We start from the raw sequence: 15,035 nt of genomic DNA on the forward strand, positions 1-15,035 counted from the left end.
TATAAATGAAAAACCGGCCGGGAACGGGTCCCGGCCGGCACACTCTTCAAATCGGGTCAGGCGGTCACTTCACGTCGTACATCGCCATGATGTCCTTGCGGAAGGAGGCGCCGCTGTCCGGGCGGGCGTAGAACATGTGGCCGCCCGGGTACATGCGCAGCTTCACCCGCTCCGCCACGCCGAAGGTCGGCATCTGGTCGATCAGCAGGCGGGAACCGAAGTAGGGGCAGGACAGGTCGTTCCAGCCGTGGACGATGGTCACCGCCATCTTGGGATCGTTGGCGATGGCCTTGCGCAGGTCGGTGACCGGGCTGTCCTCATGGTCGCGGGTCCAAGCCTCGTTGACCTCATAGGACAGGGCGTTGTAGCGCGCCTCCACCTTCCAGCCGACCTGGTTGGTGACGAAGTCCGCCATGGCGGAGGTGGTGGGGGCGATCAGGCCATCCAGCAGCGGGTCGTTGTAGCGGGCCTCGGCGCTGGACGGGAACGGATCGTAGGCGGTGACGTTGCTGTCGTAGACCGAGCCCACCTTGCCCTCGGCGCGGTGGATTTCCCGCAGATAGGTGCCGATGTCCACCCGGCCGTTCATGCGCCGCACCAGCTTGGGGTCCAGGCCGGTCAGGTCCGCCACCTTGGCGGACAGGCGGTCGGTGGCGGCCTTGTCGCGCGGGCCGGCCATGAGGTCGGTCATGAACTCCGTCCGGTCGTACTTCTCGACCGGGCCCATGGTGGTTTCGTTCAGCGGCTTGCCCTGGCGCTCGAAATTGCCGGCGGCCATGGCGGTCAGGTTGATCATCCACGGCAGGGGCGACAGGGCGTCGGCCTCACCGATGGCGGGCGGGTCCAGATAGGGCGACACCAGGGTCATGCCCGACACGCCGACGCCGATGCGGCTTTGCAGGTAATAGGCCAGGCGCGGCAGGCGATAGCCGCCGTAGCTCTCACCCACCAGGTACTTCTTGCTGGTCAGGCGGTTATTGGTCAGCAGCCAGTCATAGATGATGCGGCTGAGGTAATGGATGTCGGAATTGGCGGTGTAGAACGCCTTCTTGGTCTGTTCCTCATCCACCCGGGTGCGGGAGAAGCCGGTGCCGATGGGGTCGATGAACACCAGGTCGGTGAAGTCCAGCCAGCTGTTGGCGTTGTCCTTCAGCACCGCCGGATCGGACGGGCTGTCGCCGGCCTTGCCGAAGGCCACCTGCTTGGGACCAATGGCCCCCAGGTTCAGGTAAACGGACGAGGCGCCGGGACCGCCGTTGAAGGCGAAGGTCACCGGCCGGGAGGCGGCGCCGGAACCGGCCACGGTGTAGGCGGTGTACACCACCTCGCCAATGGTCTTGCCCTTCTCATCCTTCACCGGCAGGGAGCCGACGGTGGCCGTGTACTCGACGCGCTTGCCGGCGATGGTGGCCGTCTGCTTGACCGACTTCGGCGCCGGGAACGGCGCCAGGTCGCCATCATCCTTCGACGCCGACTGGGCGGCCTTGTCAGACGGTTTGTCGGCGGCGTAGGTGGGGGCGCCCATGGCCATGAGCAGGGCGAAGCACGAGACGAACGTGGTGATGCGCATGAAGGATGGTCCCCTGATCGGTCGGCATCTCTGGTGCCTGATGGCGACTTTTAGACCATGGGCGGCGGCGCCCCGCAAGGGTGGGACGCCGACCGCCGCACCAGGGGGCCATTTGGCCCGGACCCAGGGTTGATGAATGGCCCCAAGGGGCCGTCCAGCGCAACCGACGGAGGATATCGTATCCCAAATGACGCCCACTGAGTCGCGGGGAATGGGTCAGAATCCGCGGGGATAAGGCAGGGTGCGCAGCCAGTCGCGGATGGTGGCCAGCTCATCTGGCCTGGCATGGCGGCGCGCGGTGGCGGGGCTGAGCGGCGGCATGGCGGGGTCACTGCCATCCGCACCGGGCGACAGCTTGGACACCAGCGTGCACTGCTCGGTGATCTCGTCGTCGGTCATGGCGGCATAATTCAGGTTGGGGATCAGCCGCACGTCGCCTCTCCCGTAGGGGTTGGCGATGGAGTTCAGCAGTTCTTGCTCGGTTTCCCAGCTGTAGCGGCCCTGGGCATCATGGCGGCCGTAGATTTCGATCCGCTCCTGGATGTCGTCCTGCGAGGCGGTGATGGTGAACAGGATGGTCTGCACGTCGGCGAAGGTCGGGGGATTGGCCATGGGACTGTTCCTTCAAGGGGCTGGACGGCGCGGCCTACGGACCGCGCCGTCCGGTCGAGGATGGGACGAATGGGATCAGCCGGCGGCCAGGGCCAGCATACGCTGGGCCGTGGCCAGCGCGGCCCGTTCCTCCGGCGATTGGGCCGACACGGTAGCCAGCAGGTGGGCAAGGCGCGCGCGCTGGTCCGACCGCAGGTCGCGGCCATGGTCCTGGACATAAGCGCCAACGGCGGCGATGGCCTGCGCCTTCAGCGCGGAGGGTGTCATCGGGTCCCGATCCAGGCTGCTCACCACAATCTCGAAGACCGCTTCGTTCATATGCCGCAGGCTGTTCACGGCCGCCGCGCGGGCATCGACCGTGGCCTTGGCATCCATCGCCAGGTCCTTCACCAGGTTGACGGTGCCCCCATCGCCGGCATTGGCCAGCACGGTGACGGCCATCGCTTTGGTCCTCCACCAATCGACGCCGACGCTGGTGGGCGTGGTCGCGCTGGCTTTCACAAGGCGGCGCATGGTGTCCAGCGTCGCGGTCTTGGAGAAGGGCGTCTTGCAATCGTCGGCGTGCTCTTCATGCACATGGTGGCTGTTGGCCGCCGGCACCGCCTCGAACAGGTTGGTGGAGGCGATGAAGGCCGCCGCATCCTGTGGGAACATGCGCACGGCGTTGGTCGGCTTCGCCAGGAAATTCTGCAACTCCACCGTCAGGCTGCCCACGAGGCATTGATTGTTGTCGGGCACGCCGTTCCGGGCGGCGCTGTACAGTTTCTTGTCCAGCACCGACACCGTCTTGGGCGCCGCCGGGACGGCCACCGCCGGCATCTCAACCGGTCGGTTGGTGAACATGCTCATGGCGCGCACCCGCTCCACCGTATGGGCCAGGGTGGGGTTCTTGGCGTCGCCCTCGACCTTGTAGGCTGTTTCCACCGCGGTCGCGGTGTCGACGCGGGCCAGAATGTCCAGGGCCGCCGCGCGCACCTCCGCATCCTCGCCCACCGCCAGTGCAACGCCTGCGATGGCGGTCTCGGCATCCAAGGCTGCGGCCAAGTCGACCTGGCCCCCCTGCTCCACCCGTTCCGCCGCCGGGCGGTCCTTGGCCAGGAAGACGGCCAGCGCGGCCGGCGGGGGGCGGTGTCGCCCTGGAAAGGCTGCGCCTGCTGCTTGGGCGACCAGGGCAGGTTGTCATAGCCGACGCCGCTGTCGGTATCGGACGTGACATAACCGGCGTAGTCGATGAACACGCCCGGCGTGGGCTTGGCCGGGGTCTGCGGCCACAGGCCCGGCACGCCCGACGCCGCGAACGGCCCCCCCACGGTCTCCGGCGGGCGGCGGGCGCTGAAGGTCGCCACCGGCGTGGGCTGGATGTCCCCGTTCCACGGCCACATGGTGTCGCGCAGATGATGGCCCAGCGGATTGGTCTGGTTGCTGGGGTTGCCGTCGGCATAGGCGTCGTTGGGCCAATATTGGGCGGGATCGGCGCCATCGGACCGGAAACGGTCGTAATGCTGCTGCCAAGCGGCCCAAACCCAGTCGAAGTAGGTGTGGAATGGCCAGAACATGGGATCGCTGGGGGAGATCCTGCAGTTCGACATCCACACGCCAGACCAGCCATGGCCGACATTATGCGGGTTGGCCTCCACCGATCCCGCCATGAAGGAATAGTTGGACTTCAGCCCCGCCTTGGATTTGTCCAGCAGCATGCCGGGCGTGTTGAACAGCTTGACGTTGTTGCGATCCTGGCGCCAGCGCATCAGCGGCCCGCGTCCCGGCATGTTCCAGCCGTACAAAGGGTTGCCGGCGTCGAACCGGATGAGATCCGTCGCCATGAAATCCGGGTCATTGGCCACGGTGTTGGCGCCGGTGAAGTCGGCGTGGAACACCGTCGCCCCGTCCTTCCCCGGGGAGTAGTACATGGGCCAGTAGGGCAGCGTCACCGCCGGGTCGACCTTCTGCAGCGCGCGCTCCATCTCCAGCAGGAAGGCGCGATGCCAGGCCACGAAGGCGGCCGCCTTGTGTTCCTGGTCGGGATAGCCCTTGGCCGCCAGTTCCGGCTCCGGCTCCATGATGCCCCGCGCGCCGATGTCGTGCATCTCGACCAGGAAGGTATAGGTGTCTTTCCAGCGCGGGTCCGGCGACTTCTGGAAGCGCAACGCCGCCAGCGCCCACAGGAAGCGGCTGCGCTCCTCCGCGCTCAGCGTCTCCTCATTGCGGCGCACCCGCACCATGACGGCGGCGGCGCCCACCTCCGGCCCGGCGGCGGTGCCCAGGTGCGCGACGATGGGCGTGTCCTTGTCGTTCCGGCTGAAATGCGGGAAATCACCCGCCACGATGATGGGTTGGGGGGTGCCGTCGGCCTTCAGCGTCAGGGTGATCTGGTCCTTGGCGCCGCCCCCCTCCACCGCCTTCCTATACTCGTCCGTCGTCAGGGCGAAGTTGACATGGCCCTTGCCATCGGCCGGAGCGGTGCCGTTGGTCAGCACGACGGTGACGGTGGCGTCCGGCGCCAAACCGGAACCGGGGCGCACCCGCACCAGGGTCGGACTGGGCGCCCAGGTGACATAGTCGAAGTGGGCGCCCGTCCGGGCATCGCCATGCACCAGGATTTCCACCTGCGGGTCGGCGGCCGCCGCCCCCGCCGCAAGCCCAACCCCCAGCGCCACGGCCGCGCACATTCCCCACCGGCGTGCCATCGCCGTCATTGATCGCCGCATTCCATCCCCCATCAAGGCGTCCGACGCTTTGCCCGTCATAAACGCATTAATATATAAATAGACAACCTGGAGTATGGACAAATCGGCGTCGCCGGCCAAGACGTATTAAGTTACGAGTTGTGACAAGAGATATGCACAACCAGAAGCATGCCCAATGCGCTCAAACAATTGTTTTTTGTAAAACAGATGTTTAGATAGCCCTTTGCGCAGCAGGCGAAACCGCCACCGGGCCCATCGGCATGACGACCCTTACCGACCAGGAACGCGCGGTTTTAGCCGCCATCGAAGCCAACCCCTTCGCCAGCCAGCAAGAGATGGCGGATGCGCTGGGCCTGGCCCGCTCCACCGTCGCCGCCCATGTCGTCAGCCTGACGCAGAAGGGCCTGCTGCTGGGCCGGGGCTATATCCTGCCGGCGGGCCGCCGCGTGGTGTGCCTGGGTGGCGCCGTGCTGGATCGCAAGTACCAGGCGCTGGCCCCCCTGGTTCCCGCCACCTCCAACCCCGTGACCGGGGTGCGCAGCCCCGGCGGCGTCGCCCGCAACGTGGCGGAGAACCTGGCCCGCCTGGCCGTGCCCACCGCCCTGGTTTCCATCGTGGGGGAGGATGAGGCCGGCCGCGAAATCCTGGGCCATCTGCGGGGCCTCGGCGTAGACGTCAGCCAGGTGATAACCACCGGCGAGGCCCCCACCGCCGAGTACGCCGCCATCCTGGGGCCGGACGGCGACCTGGCCCTGGCCGCCGCCGACATGCGCGTCTTCGACCTGCTCACGCCCACCCTGCTGGACCGCGCCTGGCCGCATCTGGCGTCGGCAAGCTGGGTCTTCGCCGACTGCAACCTGCCGGCCGAAACGCTGGCGGCCTTGGCCATGCGGCGCCGGGGGGCGCGCTTCAACCTCGCCATCGACGCCGTCTCCATCCCCAAGCTGGCGCGCCTGCCCCGGAACCTGGCGGGCATCGACCTGCTGTTCATGAACCTGGATGAGGCCAACGCCCTGCTGGGCAGCCGCCATGCCGGCCCGGAGGGCGCCGTGGCGGCGGCCCTGGCGCTGCGGGCGCGGGGTGCCGGCGGCACGGTCGTCACGCTGGGGGCGATGGGCACGGCCATCGCCAGCGATGGCGTCGCCGCCCATATCCCGGCGGTTCCCGCCCTGCCCCTGGACACCACCGGCGCCGGCGACGCCATGATCGCCGGCACCCTCTACCGCCTGGTGGCCGGCGACGACCTGACCGCCGCCGCCAGGATGGGCGCCCTGGTGGGCGCGCTGACCACCGAAAGCGCCGCCAGCGTCCACCCCGGCCTGTCACCGCACTTGCTTGACGCCAACCTGAACCGCCTGACGATTTGAGGTCCCCGATGTCTCTTCTGAAACCCGCCCTCAGCCCCGAGGTCGCCGACGCGCTGGCCGCCGGCCGGCCGGTGGTGGCGCTGGAATCCACCATCATCACCCATGGCATGCCCTACCCCGCCAACCTGGAAACGGCGCTGGCCGTGGAGGATGTGGTGCGCGCCAACGGCGCCGTGCCCGCCACCATCGCCGTGGTGCGGGGCGTGGCCCGTGCCGGACTGACGGGGGAGGAGCTGGAGGATTTGGCCCAGGCCAAGGGGGTCGTGAAGGCGTCCAGCCGGGACCTCGCCGCCGTCATGGTGCGGCGGGGCAGCGCCGGCACCACCGTGTCCGCCACCATGCGCCTCGCCGACCTGGCCGGCATCCCCCTGTTCGCCACCGGCGGCGTGGGGGGCGTGCACCGGGGGGCGGAGGCCACCTTCGACATCTCCGCCGACCTGACGGAGCTGGGCCGCACGCCCACCACCGTGGTCTGCGCCGGGGTGAAGTCCATCCTGGACATCCCCAAGACGCTGGAGTTCCTGGAAACCCAGCGCGTGCCCGTCATCGCCTATGGCAGCGACGACTTCCCCGCCTTCTTCACCCGCAGCAGCGGCCACAAGGCCGACCATCGCCTGGACAGCGCGGATGAGATCGCCGCCGCCATGCGCCTGCACCGCGATCTGGGCTGCGGCACCGGCATCCTGATCGCCAACCCCATCCCCGAGGCCGACGCCCTGGACCCCGTCTTCATCGACGGCACCATCGCGGACGCGGTGGCGGAGGCCGAAGGCCGGGGCATCAGCCGCAAGGACCTGACCCCCTTCCTGCTGGCCCGCATCAACGAGCTGTCGGGCGGCCGCAGCCTGACGGCCAACATCGCCCTGGTGAAGAACAACGCCGCCCTGGCCGCCCGCATCGCCGTGGCCTACGCCGCCGGCTGAGGCCGGCTTGACAGCGGGACGGTCGCCGACGGACCTTCATGGCGAATGGTCTGATCAGCCAAAAGGAAAGCCATGCGCCGTCCCCTGTTGCCGCAGCGCCTGGTACCGCAGCGCATGCGGGCCGTGCTCCAGCGCCGGGCGGACTGGCTGCCGACCGTGCGGCGCGTGTCGCTCTATGGCCTGGCCCTGGCCGCCGGCACCATGGCGCTGCAATGGCTGGACTATCAGCGCCTGGCCCGCGCCCATTCCGACGACATCACCCTGTTCCTGATCGCGGCCGGCTTCCTGGCCCTGGGTGTCGCGGTGGGCGTGCGGCTCATGCGCCCCGCCCCGCCGCTGCCGGCCGAGGGCAACGTCCAGGCCCAGGCCGGCCTGGGCATCAGCGCGCGCGAACTGACCGTGCTGCGGGAACTGGCGGCCGGCCGCTCCAACAAGGAGATCGCCCTAGTGCTGGACATCTCCCCCAACACGGTCAAGACCCACCTGGCCCGGTTGTTCGAGAAGCTGGGCGCCCAGCGCCGCACCGACGCCGTCAACCGCGCCCGCGAGCTGGGCCTGGTGCCCTGAATTATGGGTGATTCCATCCAAATCACCCGTTCGGGCGATTGCCCGTGGCCGGATTTGCGGGCCTGTGAGGGGGCGTAATCACACCAAGACAAGGGGCGTTCGCATGCTGCGCAAAATCCTGACCCACGGCTTGGCCGCCGGCCTCATTTCCGGCTTGGCCATGGCGGTGCTGACCACGGTCCCGCACGGCCACCTGCCCATGGCCGTCGAAATGGCCCTGGGCTATGCCACCATGCTGGTGGGGCTCAGCACCATTTTCCTGGCGGTGAAGCGCCACCGCGATACCACATTGGGCGGCGTCATCCGTTTCTGGCCGGCCCTGTTCCTGGGCCTGGGCATCAGCGTCGTCGGCGGGGTGATCTACGCCCTGGCGTGGGAGGCGACGCAGGCCCTGCATCACATGGACTATGTCAACGACTACGCCCAGGCGATGATCAGCCAGCAAAAGGCCAAGGGTGCCTCGGACGAGGCCCTGGCCGCCCTGACGGCGGAGATGGACAAGATGAAGGCGAAGTACGCCAACCCCTTCTATCGCCTGTCCATGACCTTCAATGAAATCTTCCCCGTCGGAGTGCTGGTGTCGCTGGTTTCCGCCGGCCTGCTGCGCGACAGCCGCTTCTGGCCCGCCCGGCGCGCACCGGCCGCCCTGGCCTGATCAGAAGGCGCAAACGTCCGGGTGCAGCAACGGCCCGGCCTTCAGCCAAACGCGGGCCCCCTGCCCGCCGGTGTGGACCACCAGGTCCTGGCCGGCGGGCAGGCGCAGCCAGGACTGGGGGCGGAACATCTCGCCCCCTTCCATGAAGCCGCCGGAGAGAACCAGCAGTTCCAGCCCATCCGGGTTACTCAGGCTCACCTCGGCATCCGCTCGCCAGTCCTCCAGCCGTACGTCCTCATGCCCATCGGCGAACAGGCGCAGGGCCCGCTCGACGCCAGGGCGGGCGGGCAGCGCCTCCCCCTCCCCCGGCTGGCGCACGACGCGCTCGGCATCCGTCGCCCGGAACTGCCACAACTTGACGAAGATGACGCAGCCGGGCGCGGAACCCGGGGCGTGGCCGCTGCCGGGCGGGTTGCGGACATAGGTGCCGGCGGGGAAATCTCCCGTCTCATCCTGGAACACGCCCTCCAGCACCAGGAACTCCTCGCCGCCTGGATGGCGGTGGGTGGGGAAGCGGCTGCCGGCGGCATAGCGGACGATGGAGGTGGCGCGCGCCTTCTCATCCCCGATGCGCGACAGCATGCGGCGGTCCACACCGGGGGACGGGCTGGGCACCCACTCCATGCCACCGGCGTGCACCACCGTGCGCACTGTCAGATTATCGTTCAGCCGCATCATGGCATTTCCCCTTCCTCAACAGGCGGAGCCGCGCGGCCCCGCCCGTCATATGGGTGGGCAGAGCTTTTGCGGGAAGCCTGGCCGCTCAGGGCAAATCCATCCAGTCGCTTTCCCCGCCGATGGGATCGCCAGGCGGCACGTCCACCGCGCGGGAACGGTCGGCCAGCAGCTTGTCCGCCTGCTGCGGGTCCAGCAGCTGGCGGGCCAGGCTGAGGCCCCAGGCGCGCTCCTCCGCGTCCCCCCGGCCACGGGCCAGCGCCTCGGCCACCTCATGCACGCGCTGGTCCAGCAGGGCGGCCACCTCCGGCGTGGTGCCGGGGCGGCGGGCCACCTGGGCCATGGTGACGATGGCGCGATAGGCGACGCGGCGGCTGACGGCGTCAGTCTTGTCCGGCAGAACGGTGGACACCAGCCGCTCCAGCACCTCATTCACCCCCAGCGCCTGAGGATCGGCGGCGTGCTGCACCGCCAGCCGCGCCAGGCGGCTGGGCGCCAGCAGGGTGTTCAGCGTGACGGAGGCCGCAACGTCCGCCGCCACCAGCGGGTCGAACACCGGGCCGCCGGCGGTGGCGAACAGTTCGATATCGAACTGGCGGTTGTCGCTGCCGTTGCGCGCGGCCGACAGCAGGGGCAGCAGGCCGGCCGGCACGCGCAACTGATCGGCCGACAGGGTGGAAAGCAAGGCCGACAGGGCGGCGCGCTGGGCATCGGCGGCCACGGGCACTGACGCCTCACGCCCGTCGCCCTTCACCGCATAGGCGAAGGTGACGCCGCCCACCGACTTGGCGGCGGCGTTCACCTGATAGCGGTGCAACAGCCAGATGGGCACGAAGCGGCGGCGCAGCTCGGCCACCGCCTCCCCCGGCGCCAGCGCCTTCAGGCCGAACTGGTCGATGGCGGCGCGGCGCACGCCCATCAGGCGGGTCAGCTCCGCCACCGGATCGGCGCCGTCATCCCACAGGCCGCCCCAGGGCTGGGCCGTGTCCGGCCGGCGAGCGTTGTCGTCCTGGACATAGCGCAGGCCGGCCGCCACCGCCGCCGCGGCCTTGGCGTCGGCCGCAGCCTGGTCGTCCTGGCCGGCCGGCGCGGTCCCGTACAGCCAGTCCACCGTCGCCCTGTCCCAGGCGCCCACGCCGGTGCCATAGGCGTCCGACAGGTCGGGGTGGCCATCCACCAGGCCGATGCGCGGGGCGGGATAGTCCATGACCGAGGCGCGACCCTGGGTGCTGGCGGCGAAGTTGTGGGCGAAGCCCAGGGCGTGCCCCACCTCATGCGCGCCCAACTGGCGCAAACGGGCCAGCGCCACCTGCACCGGATCGTTGGGCCCGCCGGTCCCGATCTTGTCCGCCCCCACCAGTCCCTGGAAGATCAGGATGTCCTGCCGCACCCGTTCGGAGCCTAAGACCACCATGCCCTTCACGATCTCCCCCGTGCGCGGGTCCACGATCTCCTGCCCGTAGGACCAGCCGCGGGTGGCGCGGTCCACCCAGTTGACGATGTTATAGCGCACGTCCAGGGGGTCCACGCCCTCGGGCAGCGGCTCCGCCTTGAAGGCATCGATGTAGCCGGCGGCCTCGAAGGCCTGGGCCCACCAGTTGATGCCCTCCAGCAGGGCGGTGCGCATCGGCTCCGGCACCGTGCGGTCCAGGTAGAAGACGATGGGCTTCTTGACGCGGGAACGGGCGGCGGCCGGGTCCACCTTTTCCAGGCGGAAGCGGTTGGCCACGTCGTGCACCACGTCCTGGCCCAGGGGGCGGCCGTAATCCACCGCCTGGGTGGAGAAACCGCCCATGCGGGGGTCGAAGGCGCGCGGGGTGAAGCCGGGGCCCGGCAGGCGCACGAAACTGTGATGGACGGTGAAGCTGACCTGCCGGGCGTCGGGGGCGATGTTTTCCACCTCCGCCCCCGGATGGTCGGAGGTGTAGGTCTGGATAGCGTCGACCTCCAGATTGTCGGGAAACAGCTTGAGCGAGGTGGGATCGACGGCGCTCAAGCCCCCGTCCAGCCTGAAGCCCCGGCCCGCCCCCTGCGGCGCGCCGCCGGTGCCGATGGCGTCGCCCTCCTGCCCCAGCGACTTGGCGATGCCCAGCATGTCGGCGGTCAGGAACTTGGCGATATCCACCGCCACCCGCCCGTCGGGCAACGGCACAGCATCCCCCATCCAGACGATGGAGGTGGCGAAGTCGGCGCTGGGGCCGGCGGCCGTGGGATTGCGGAAGCGCGGGTTCTCGAACTGAAGGGCGACCTTGGCCCCCAACAGGCGGAAGGCCAGCACCTGCGTCTGTCCGATGCGTCCCCGGTCCAGGAAGGTGGGGGCGGAGCCCAGGCCAGTGCGCAGCGCCGGCGTGTAGAGGTACCGCGCCATCACACCGTCGCTGCCCGGCGCCGGCAGGGTCAGAAAGATCTTGCCCTGGGCCTTGTCGACCCGGACCGGCATCAGGCCATCCTGGAGGGGCAGTCCCTGCAGGGCGGGCGGGGTTGCGGCGACAGGCGCGCCGGGTGCGGCGGATGCGATGGTCGTAACCACTGCCGAATTCGCGACCAAGGTCAGGGCCAGGACGGCCACCAGGGAAGTGCGCAACGGATGCCCCCATGTTCCTTTGTTGGGCGAACGATGGGTCAAAACCCCGGTGCGGCACAAGGCCCGACGAGAGCAAGATATTGAAAAGCCACCTGAGATCCGCTGAAAATTCCCGATGCCCTGACCAGAAGATAGCGTGCTGGTAGCAAGCGGCGGGTGTTAAGACACGCCCCGCATGTTATGGTCCCATGCATTGTGTGAATGATGGGCGGCAGTATCTTGAGCGTGGCGCGGATAGGCGGTTCCCTCATACGCGGCATCCGGTTGTGCGGTATCGCGCTGCTGATGGCCGGGGCCGGTCTTCACCCTCATGCCTGGGCCGCCGGGATGGAGCGGTGGTCAGGCCTGGCGGAAACCGTGTTCCAGAATTATGGCCGGGACCAGGGGCTGCCCCACCCGGTGCCGACCGCCCTTGTGCAGGATCATGACGGCTTCATCTGGGTGGGGACGCAAAGCGGCCTGGCCCGCTGGGACGGATACCGCTTCAAGAGCTACACCGCCGACCTGGCCGTGGCCGGCAGCCTGCCCAGCGACTTCGTCAAAAGCCTGTTCGTCGACCCCGACGGCCACCTTTGGGTGGGCACCAACAGCCTGGCGCTGTACGACGCCGCCGGCGACAGGTTCGAAACCATACCCCTGGGCCCCATCGCCGGCCGGCCGGACATCGGCGCCATCACCGGCGACGGCGATCACGGCCTGTGGATCGGAACCGAGGACGGTTTGCGCCATCTGGACATCGCCAGCAGGGCGGTGACCGCCCTGCGCGCCGGCGCGCCGCAGGTGGGCGATCTGCCAGCTGGCCGGGTTCAGGCGGTGTTGCGCGACGGCGCCGGCGGCCTGTGGGTGGGCACGGCCCGGGGTTTGGCCTATCGGGCCCCGGACGGTGCCACTTTCACGGCGGTGCCGCTGCCCCAGGCCACGAGCGCCGACACGCAGCCAACGAATGTCTCGGTCCTGTTCCAGGATGGTGGCGGGCGCATCTGGATCGGGACCATCCGCCAAGGCTTGTTCGTCATCGACACGCCGGGCGCGTCCCCGCACGCGGTGAATCCCAGCGCTACCGACCTGATGGGCTGGATCTCCGCCATCTGCGCCGCGGGTCCCGATGAGATCTGGGTGGGTTTGCGCAACCGCAGCATCGTCGCCATCGACACCCGCACGGGCGCGATGCGGCCCATCCGCCATGACCGCACCCAGCCCAACAGCCTGGCCCATGACGACATCTGGGCGCTGATGCGTGACAGCGCGGGGTCGCTGTGGGTCGGCGGCACCGGCGGCCTCAGCTATCACCCCCATGACAGCGGCCTGATCGCCACCGTGTTCGGTGGCAGCCGGCCCGGAGGCCTGAGCGCCAGCGACGTGTTCGCCGTGATGGCGGCCCGCGACGGCCGCGTCTGGCTGGGGTATTTCGATGGCGGCGTCGATGTGATCGACCCACTGGCCGGGCGGGTGGCGGCGCTGCGCCCCGATCCCGGGCGGCCGGAGGACGCGCTGCCCCCCGACATCGTCTATTCCATGACCCAGGATGAGGCGGGCCGCGTGTACATCGCCACACGGCGCGGTGTTTACCGCGCCGATGCGGCGGCATTGGCCGTGCGCCGCGTCACCCTTTCGGGCCGCGATCCCGCCGCTCCGACCGAAACCATTGTCATCCACCAGGGCATGCTGTGGGTGGGCGGCGAAGAGGATGGGCTCCACAGCTATTCCATGGACGGTCCCGGCGGCACGCCGGGGCGCCCGGTCTTCGGTGGAGCCCCCCATGATCAGGAGCAACTGTCCGATCGCACCATCCGTGCCCTGCTTACCGTCGGCGATCATGAACTGTGGATCGGCACCCGGAACGGGCTGAACCACTTCGACCTGGCCGCCGGCAAGGTCGAACACATAGCCCCGGCCCCGGAAGACCCGCGGGGCCTGCCCGACCCTTATATCTCCAGCCTGCTGATTGACCGCCAGGGGCGCCTGTGGGTGGGCACCTTCGGCGGCGGCCTGGCGCTGATGACCGGACGCGACGCGAACGGCAAGCCGCGCTTCCGCCACTTCGGCATCGCCCAGGGCATGCCCCACCCCAATGTGTGCAGCCTGCAGATGGATGGGGAGGGCGTCATCTGGGCCGGCACCGACGACGGCCTGGCGCGCATCGACCCGCAAACCCTGGAAATCCGGGCGGTGCGCCGGGCTGACGGGTCCGCCCTGGTGGACTATTTCGTGGGCGCCAGCGCCGCCACCCCGGCCGGGGAGGCGCTGTTCGGCTCCAAGGGCGGGCTGACCGTGGTGCGTCCCGGCACCCTGCCCGCCTGGCGCTTCGCGGCACCCGTGGTCATCACCGACCTGCGGGTGGGCGGCCAAGCCTATCCCGTGGGGCGGCTGAAGAAGGATGCGCCCCTGGTGCTGACCCCAGAGACGGACAGCCTGGCGGTGGAGTTCGCCGCCCTGGACTACACGTCACCGGGCCGGAACCTCTACGCCTACCAGCTGGAGGGCTATGATTCCGGGTGGATCAAGGCCGACGTGACCCGCCGCCTGGCGCTGTATTCCAACCTGCCGCCGGGCAACTACACCCTGCGGCTGCGGGGCAGCAACCGCGACGGCCTGTGGACGGAACGGGACATGGCCCTGCCGCTGCGCGTGACGCCAGCCTGGTACCAGCGCCTATGGGTGCGGCTGCTGGCCGCGGGGCTGCTGGTGTTGGCGGTGGTGGTGGTGGTGCGGTGGCGCACCCGTTACCTGCGGCGGCGGCAGGCGGAACTGGAACACCAGATCGCCGACCGCACCGCCGACTTGCGCGCCGCCAACGATCGCCTGCTGCACTTGGCCACCACCGATCCGCTGACCGGCTGCGCCAACCGCCGCCATTTCATGGAACGCGCGCAAGATATGGTGGCGCTGGCCAACCGCCACGGCACGCCCCTGACGCTGGCCATCCTGGACCTGGACGACTTCAAGCGCGTGAACGACACCCACGGCCATCCCGGTGGCGACGCCGTGCTGGCCGCCGCCGGCCGGGTGATCGCCAGCCATGTGCGCGGCACCGACCTGGTGGGGCGCATCGGCGGGGAGGAATTCGCCGTGGTGATGCCCCATACCGCGGCCCAGGGCGCCCGCCTGCTGGCCGACCGGGTGCGCCAGGCCATCGGCGACGACTGCGTGCCGATCGAGGGGGGCGCCGCCATCCGCATCACCGCCAGCCTGGGCCTGGCGGAACTGCGCCACGGCGAGGGGCTGGACGACCTCTACGCCCGCGCCGACGCCGCCCTGTACCGCGCCAAGGAAGGCGGCCGCAACCGGGTGGAAATGATCCAATCGGCGGGGTGAGCATCAAACGCCCCCGATATTCCCGGCCACGTCCCGCCGCCCAGGCGGTTGCCCATCGCGGCATTTATGTTACCGTTATC

The 15,035-nt window shown here is 69.3% G+C and carries 10 protein-coding genes; 5 read left to right on the forward strand and 5 right to left on the reverse strand.

Going from position 1 to position 15,035, the window contains the following annotated elements; all coding sequences use genetic code 11:
* Nucleotides 1-64: 64 nt before the first annotated feature.
* The 3 genes from UCD39_RS15330 to UCD39_RS15340 all read right to left on the reverse strand — a co-directional run bounded on the left by UCD39_RS15330 (nt 65) and on the right by UCD39_RS15340 (nt 4,839).
* Nucleotides 65-1,570, reverse strand: coding sequence for a S10 family peptidase (locus UCD39_RS15330; RefSeq protein WP_330496828.1), 1,506 nt, complete (start codon nt 1,568-1,570; stop codon nt 65-67).
* A 216-nt stretch (nt 1,571-1,786) separates the two neighbouring features.
* Entirely contained in the window at nt 1,787-2,182 is a 396-nt protein-coding gene (locus UCD39_RS15335) for a hypothetical protein (protein ID WP_330496829.1), read from the reverse strand.
* Nucleotides 2,183-3,027: 845 nt separating this feature from the next.
* A complete protein-coding gene (locus tag UCD39_RS15340) occupies nt 3,028-4,839 on the reverse strand; it encodes a tyrosinase family protein (RefSeq protein WP_330496830.1) in 1,812 nt (603 codons plus the stop codon).
* A gap of 290 nt (nt 4,840-5,129) precedes the next feature.
* Here UCD39_RS15340 and UCD39_RS15345 point away from each other — a divergent pair, with 290 nt between their 5' ends.
* The 4 genes from UCD39_RS15345 (at nt 5,130) to UCD39_RS15360 (ending at nt 8,381) form a co-directional block, all read left to right on the forward strand.
* Nucleotides 5,130-6,236, forward strand: a complete 1,107-nt coding sequence (locus tag UCD39_RS15345; protein WP_330496831.1) for a carbohydrate kinase — start codon at nt 5,130-5,132, stop codon at nt 6,234-6,236.
* 8 nt (nt 6,237-6,244) lie between these two features.
* On the forward strand, nt 6,245-7,159 hold the full coding sequence (locus UCD39_RS15350; protein WP_330496832.1) for a pseudouridine-5'-phosphate glycosidase: 915 nt from the start codon (nt 6,245-6,247) through the stop codon (nt 7,157-7,159).
* A 72-nt stretch (nt 7,160-7,231) separates the two neighbouring features.
* On the forward strand, nt 7,232-7,726 hold the full coding sequence (locus UCD39_RS15355) for a LuxR C-terminal-related transcriptional regulator (protein ID WP_330496833.1): 495 nt from the start codon (nt 7,232-7,234) through the stop codon (nt 7,724-7,726).
* A 103-nt stretch (nt 7,727-7,829) separates the two neighbouring features.
* A complete protein-coding gene (locus UCD39_RS15360; protein ID WP_330496834.1) occupies nt 7,830-8,381 on the forward strand; it encodes a DUF4199 domain-containing protein in 552 nt (183 codons plus the stop codon).
* Here UCD39_RS15360 and UCD39_RS15365 read toward each other — a convergent pair whose 3' ends face one another.
* Together UCD39_RS15365 and UCD39_RS15370 are read right to left on the reverse strand one after the other, a co-directional pair.
* Nucleotides 8,382-9,059: a cupin domain-containing protein gene (locus UCD39_RS15365; RefSeq protein WP_330496835.1), complete on the reverse strand. Its 678-nt coding sequence runs from the start codon at nt 9,057-9,059 to the stop codon at nt 8,382-8,384. It abuts the gene before it with no gap.
* Between the two features lie 85 nt (nt 9,060-9,144).
* The gene (locus UCD39_RS15370; RefSeq protein ID WP_330496836.1) at nt 9,145-11,640 is read right to left on the reverse strand and encodes a zinc-dependent metalloprotease; all 2,496 of its coding nucleotides are present in this window, start codon (nt 11,638-11,640) and stop codon (nt 9,145-9,147) included.
* Nucleotides 11,641-11,967: 327 nt separating this feature from the next.
* On the opposite strand from UCD39_RS15370, the gene UCD39_RS15375 reads away from it, so the two are divergent.
* On the forward strand, nt 11,968-14,955 hold the full coding sequence (locus UCD39_RS15375; protein ID WP_330496837.1) for a ligand-binding sensor domain-containing diguanylate cyclase: 2,988 nt from the start codon (nt 11,968-11,970) through the stop codon (nt 14,953-14,955).
* Nucleotides 14,956-15,035 lie beyond the last annotated feature (80 nt).

The sequence above is a fragment of the Nitrospirillum karajorum genome, from assembly GCF_036348415.1.
In the GTDB taxonomy this organism is placed as follows: Bacteria; Pseudomonadota; Alphaproteobacteria; order Azospirillales; family Azospirillaceae; genus Nitrospirillum; species Nitrospirillum amazonense_B.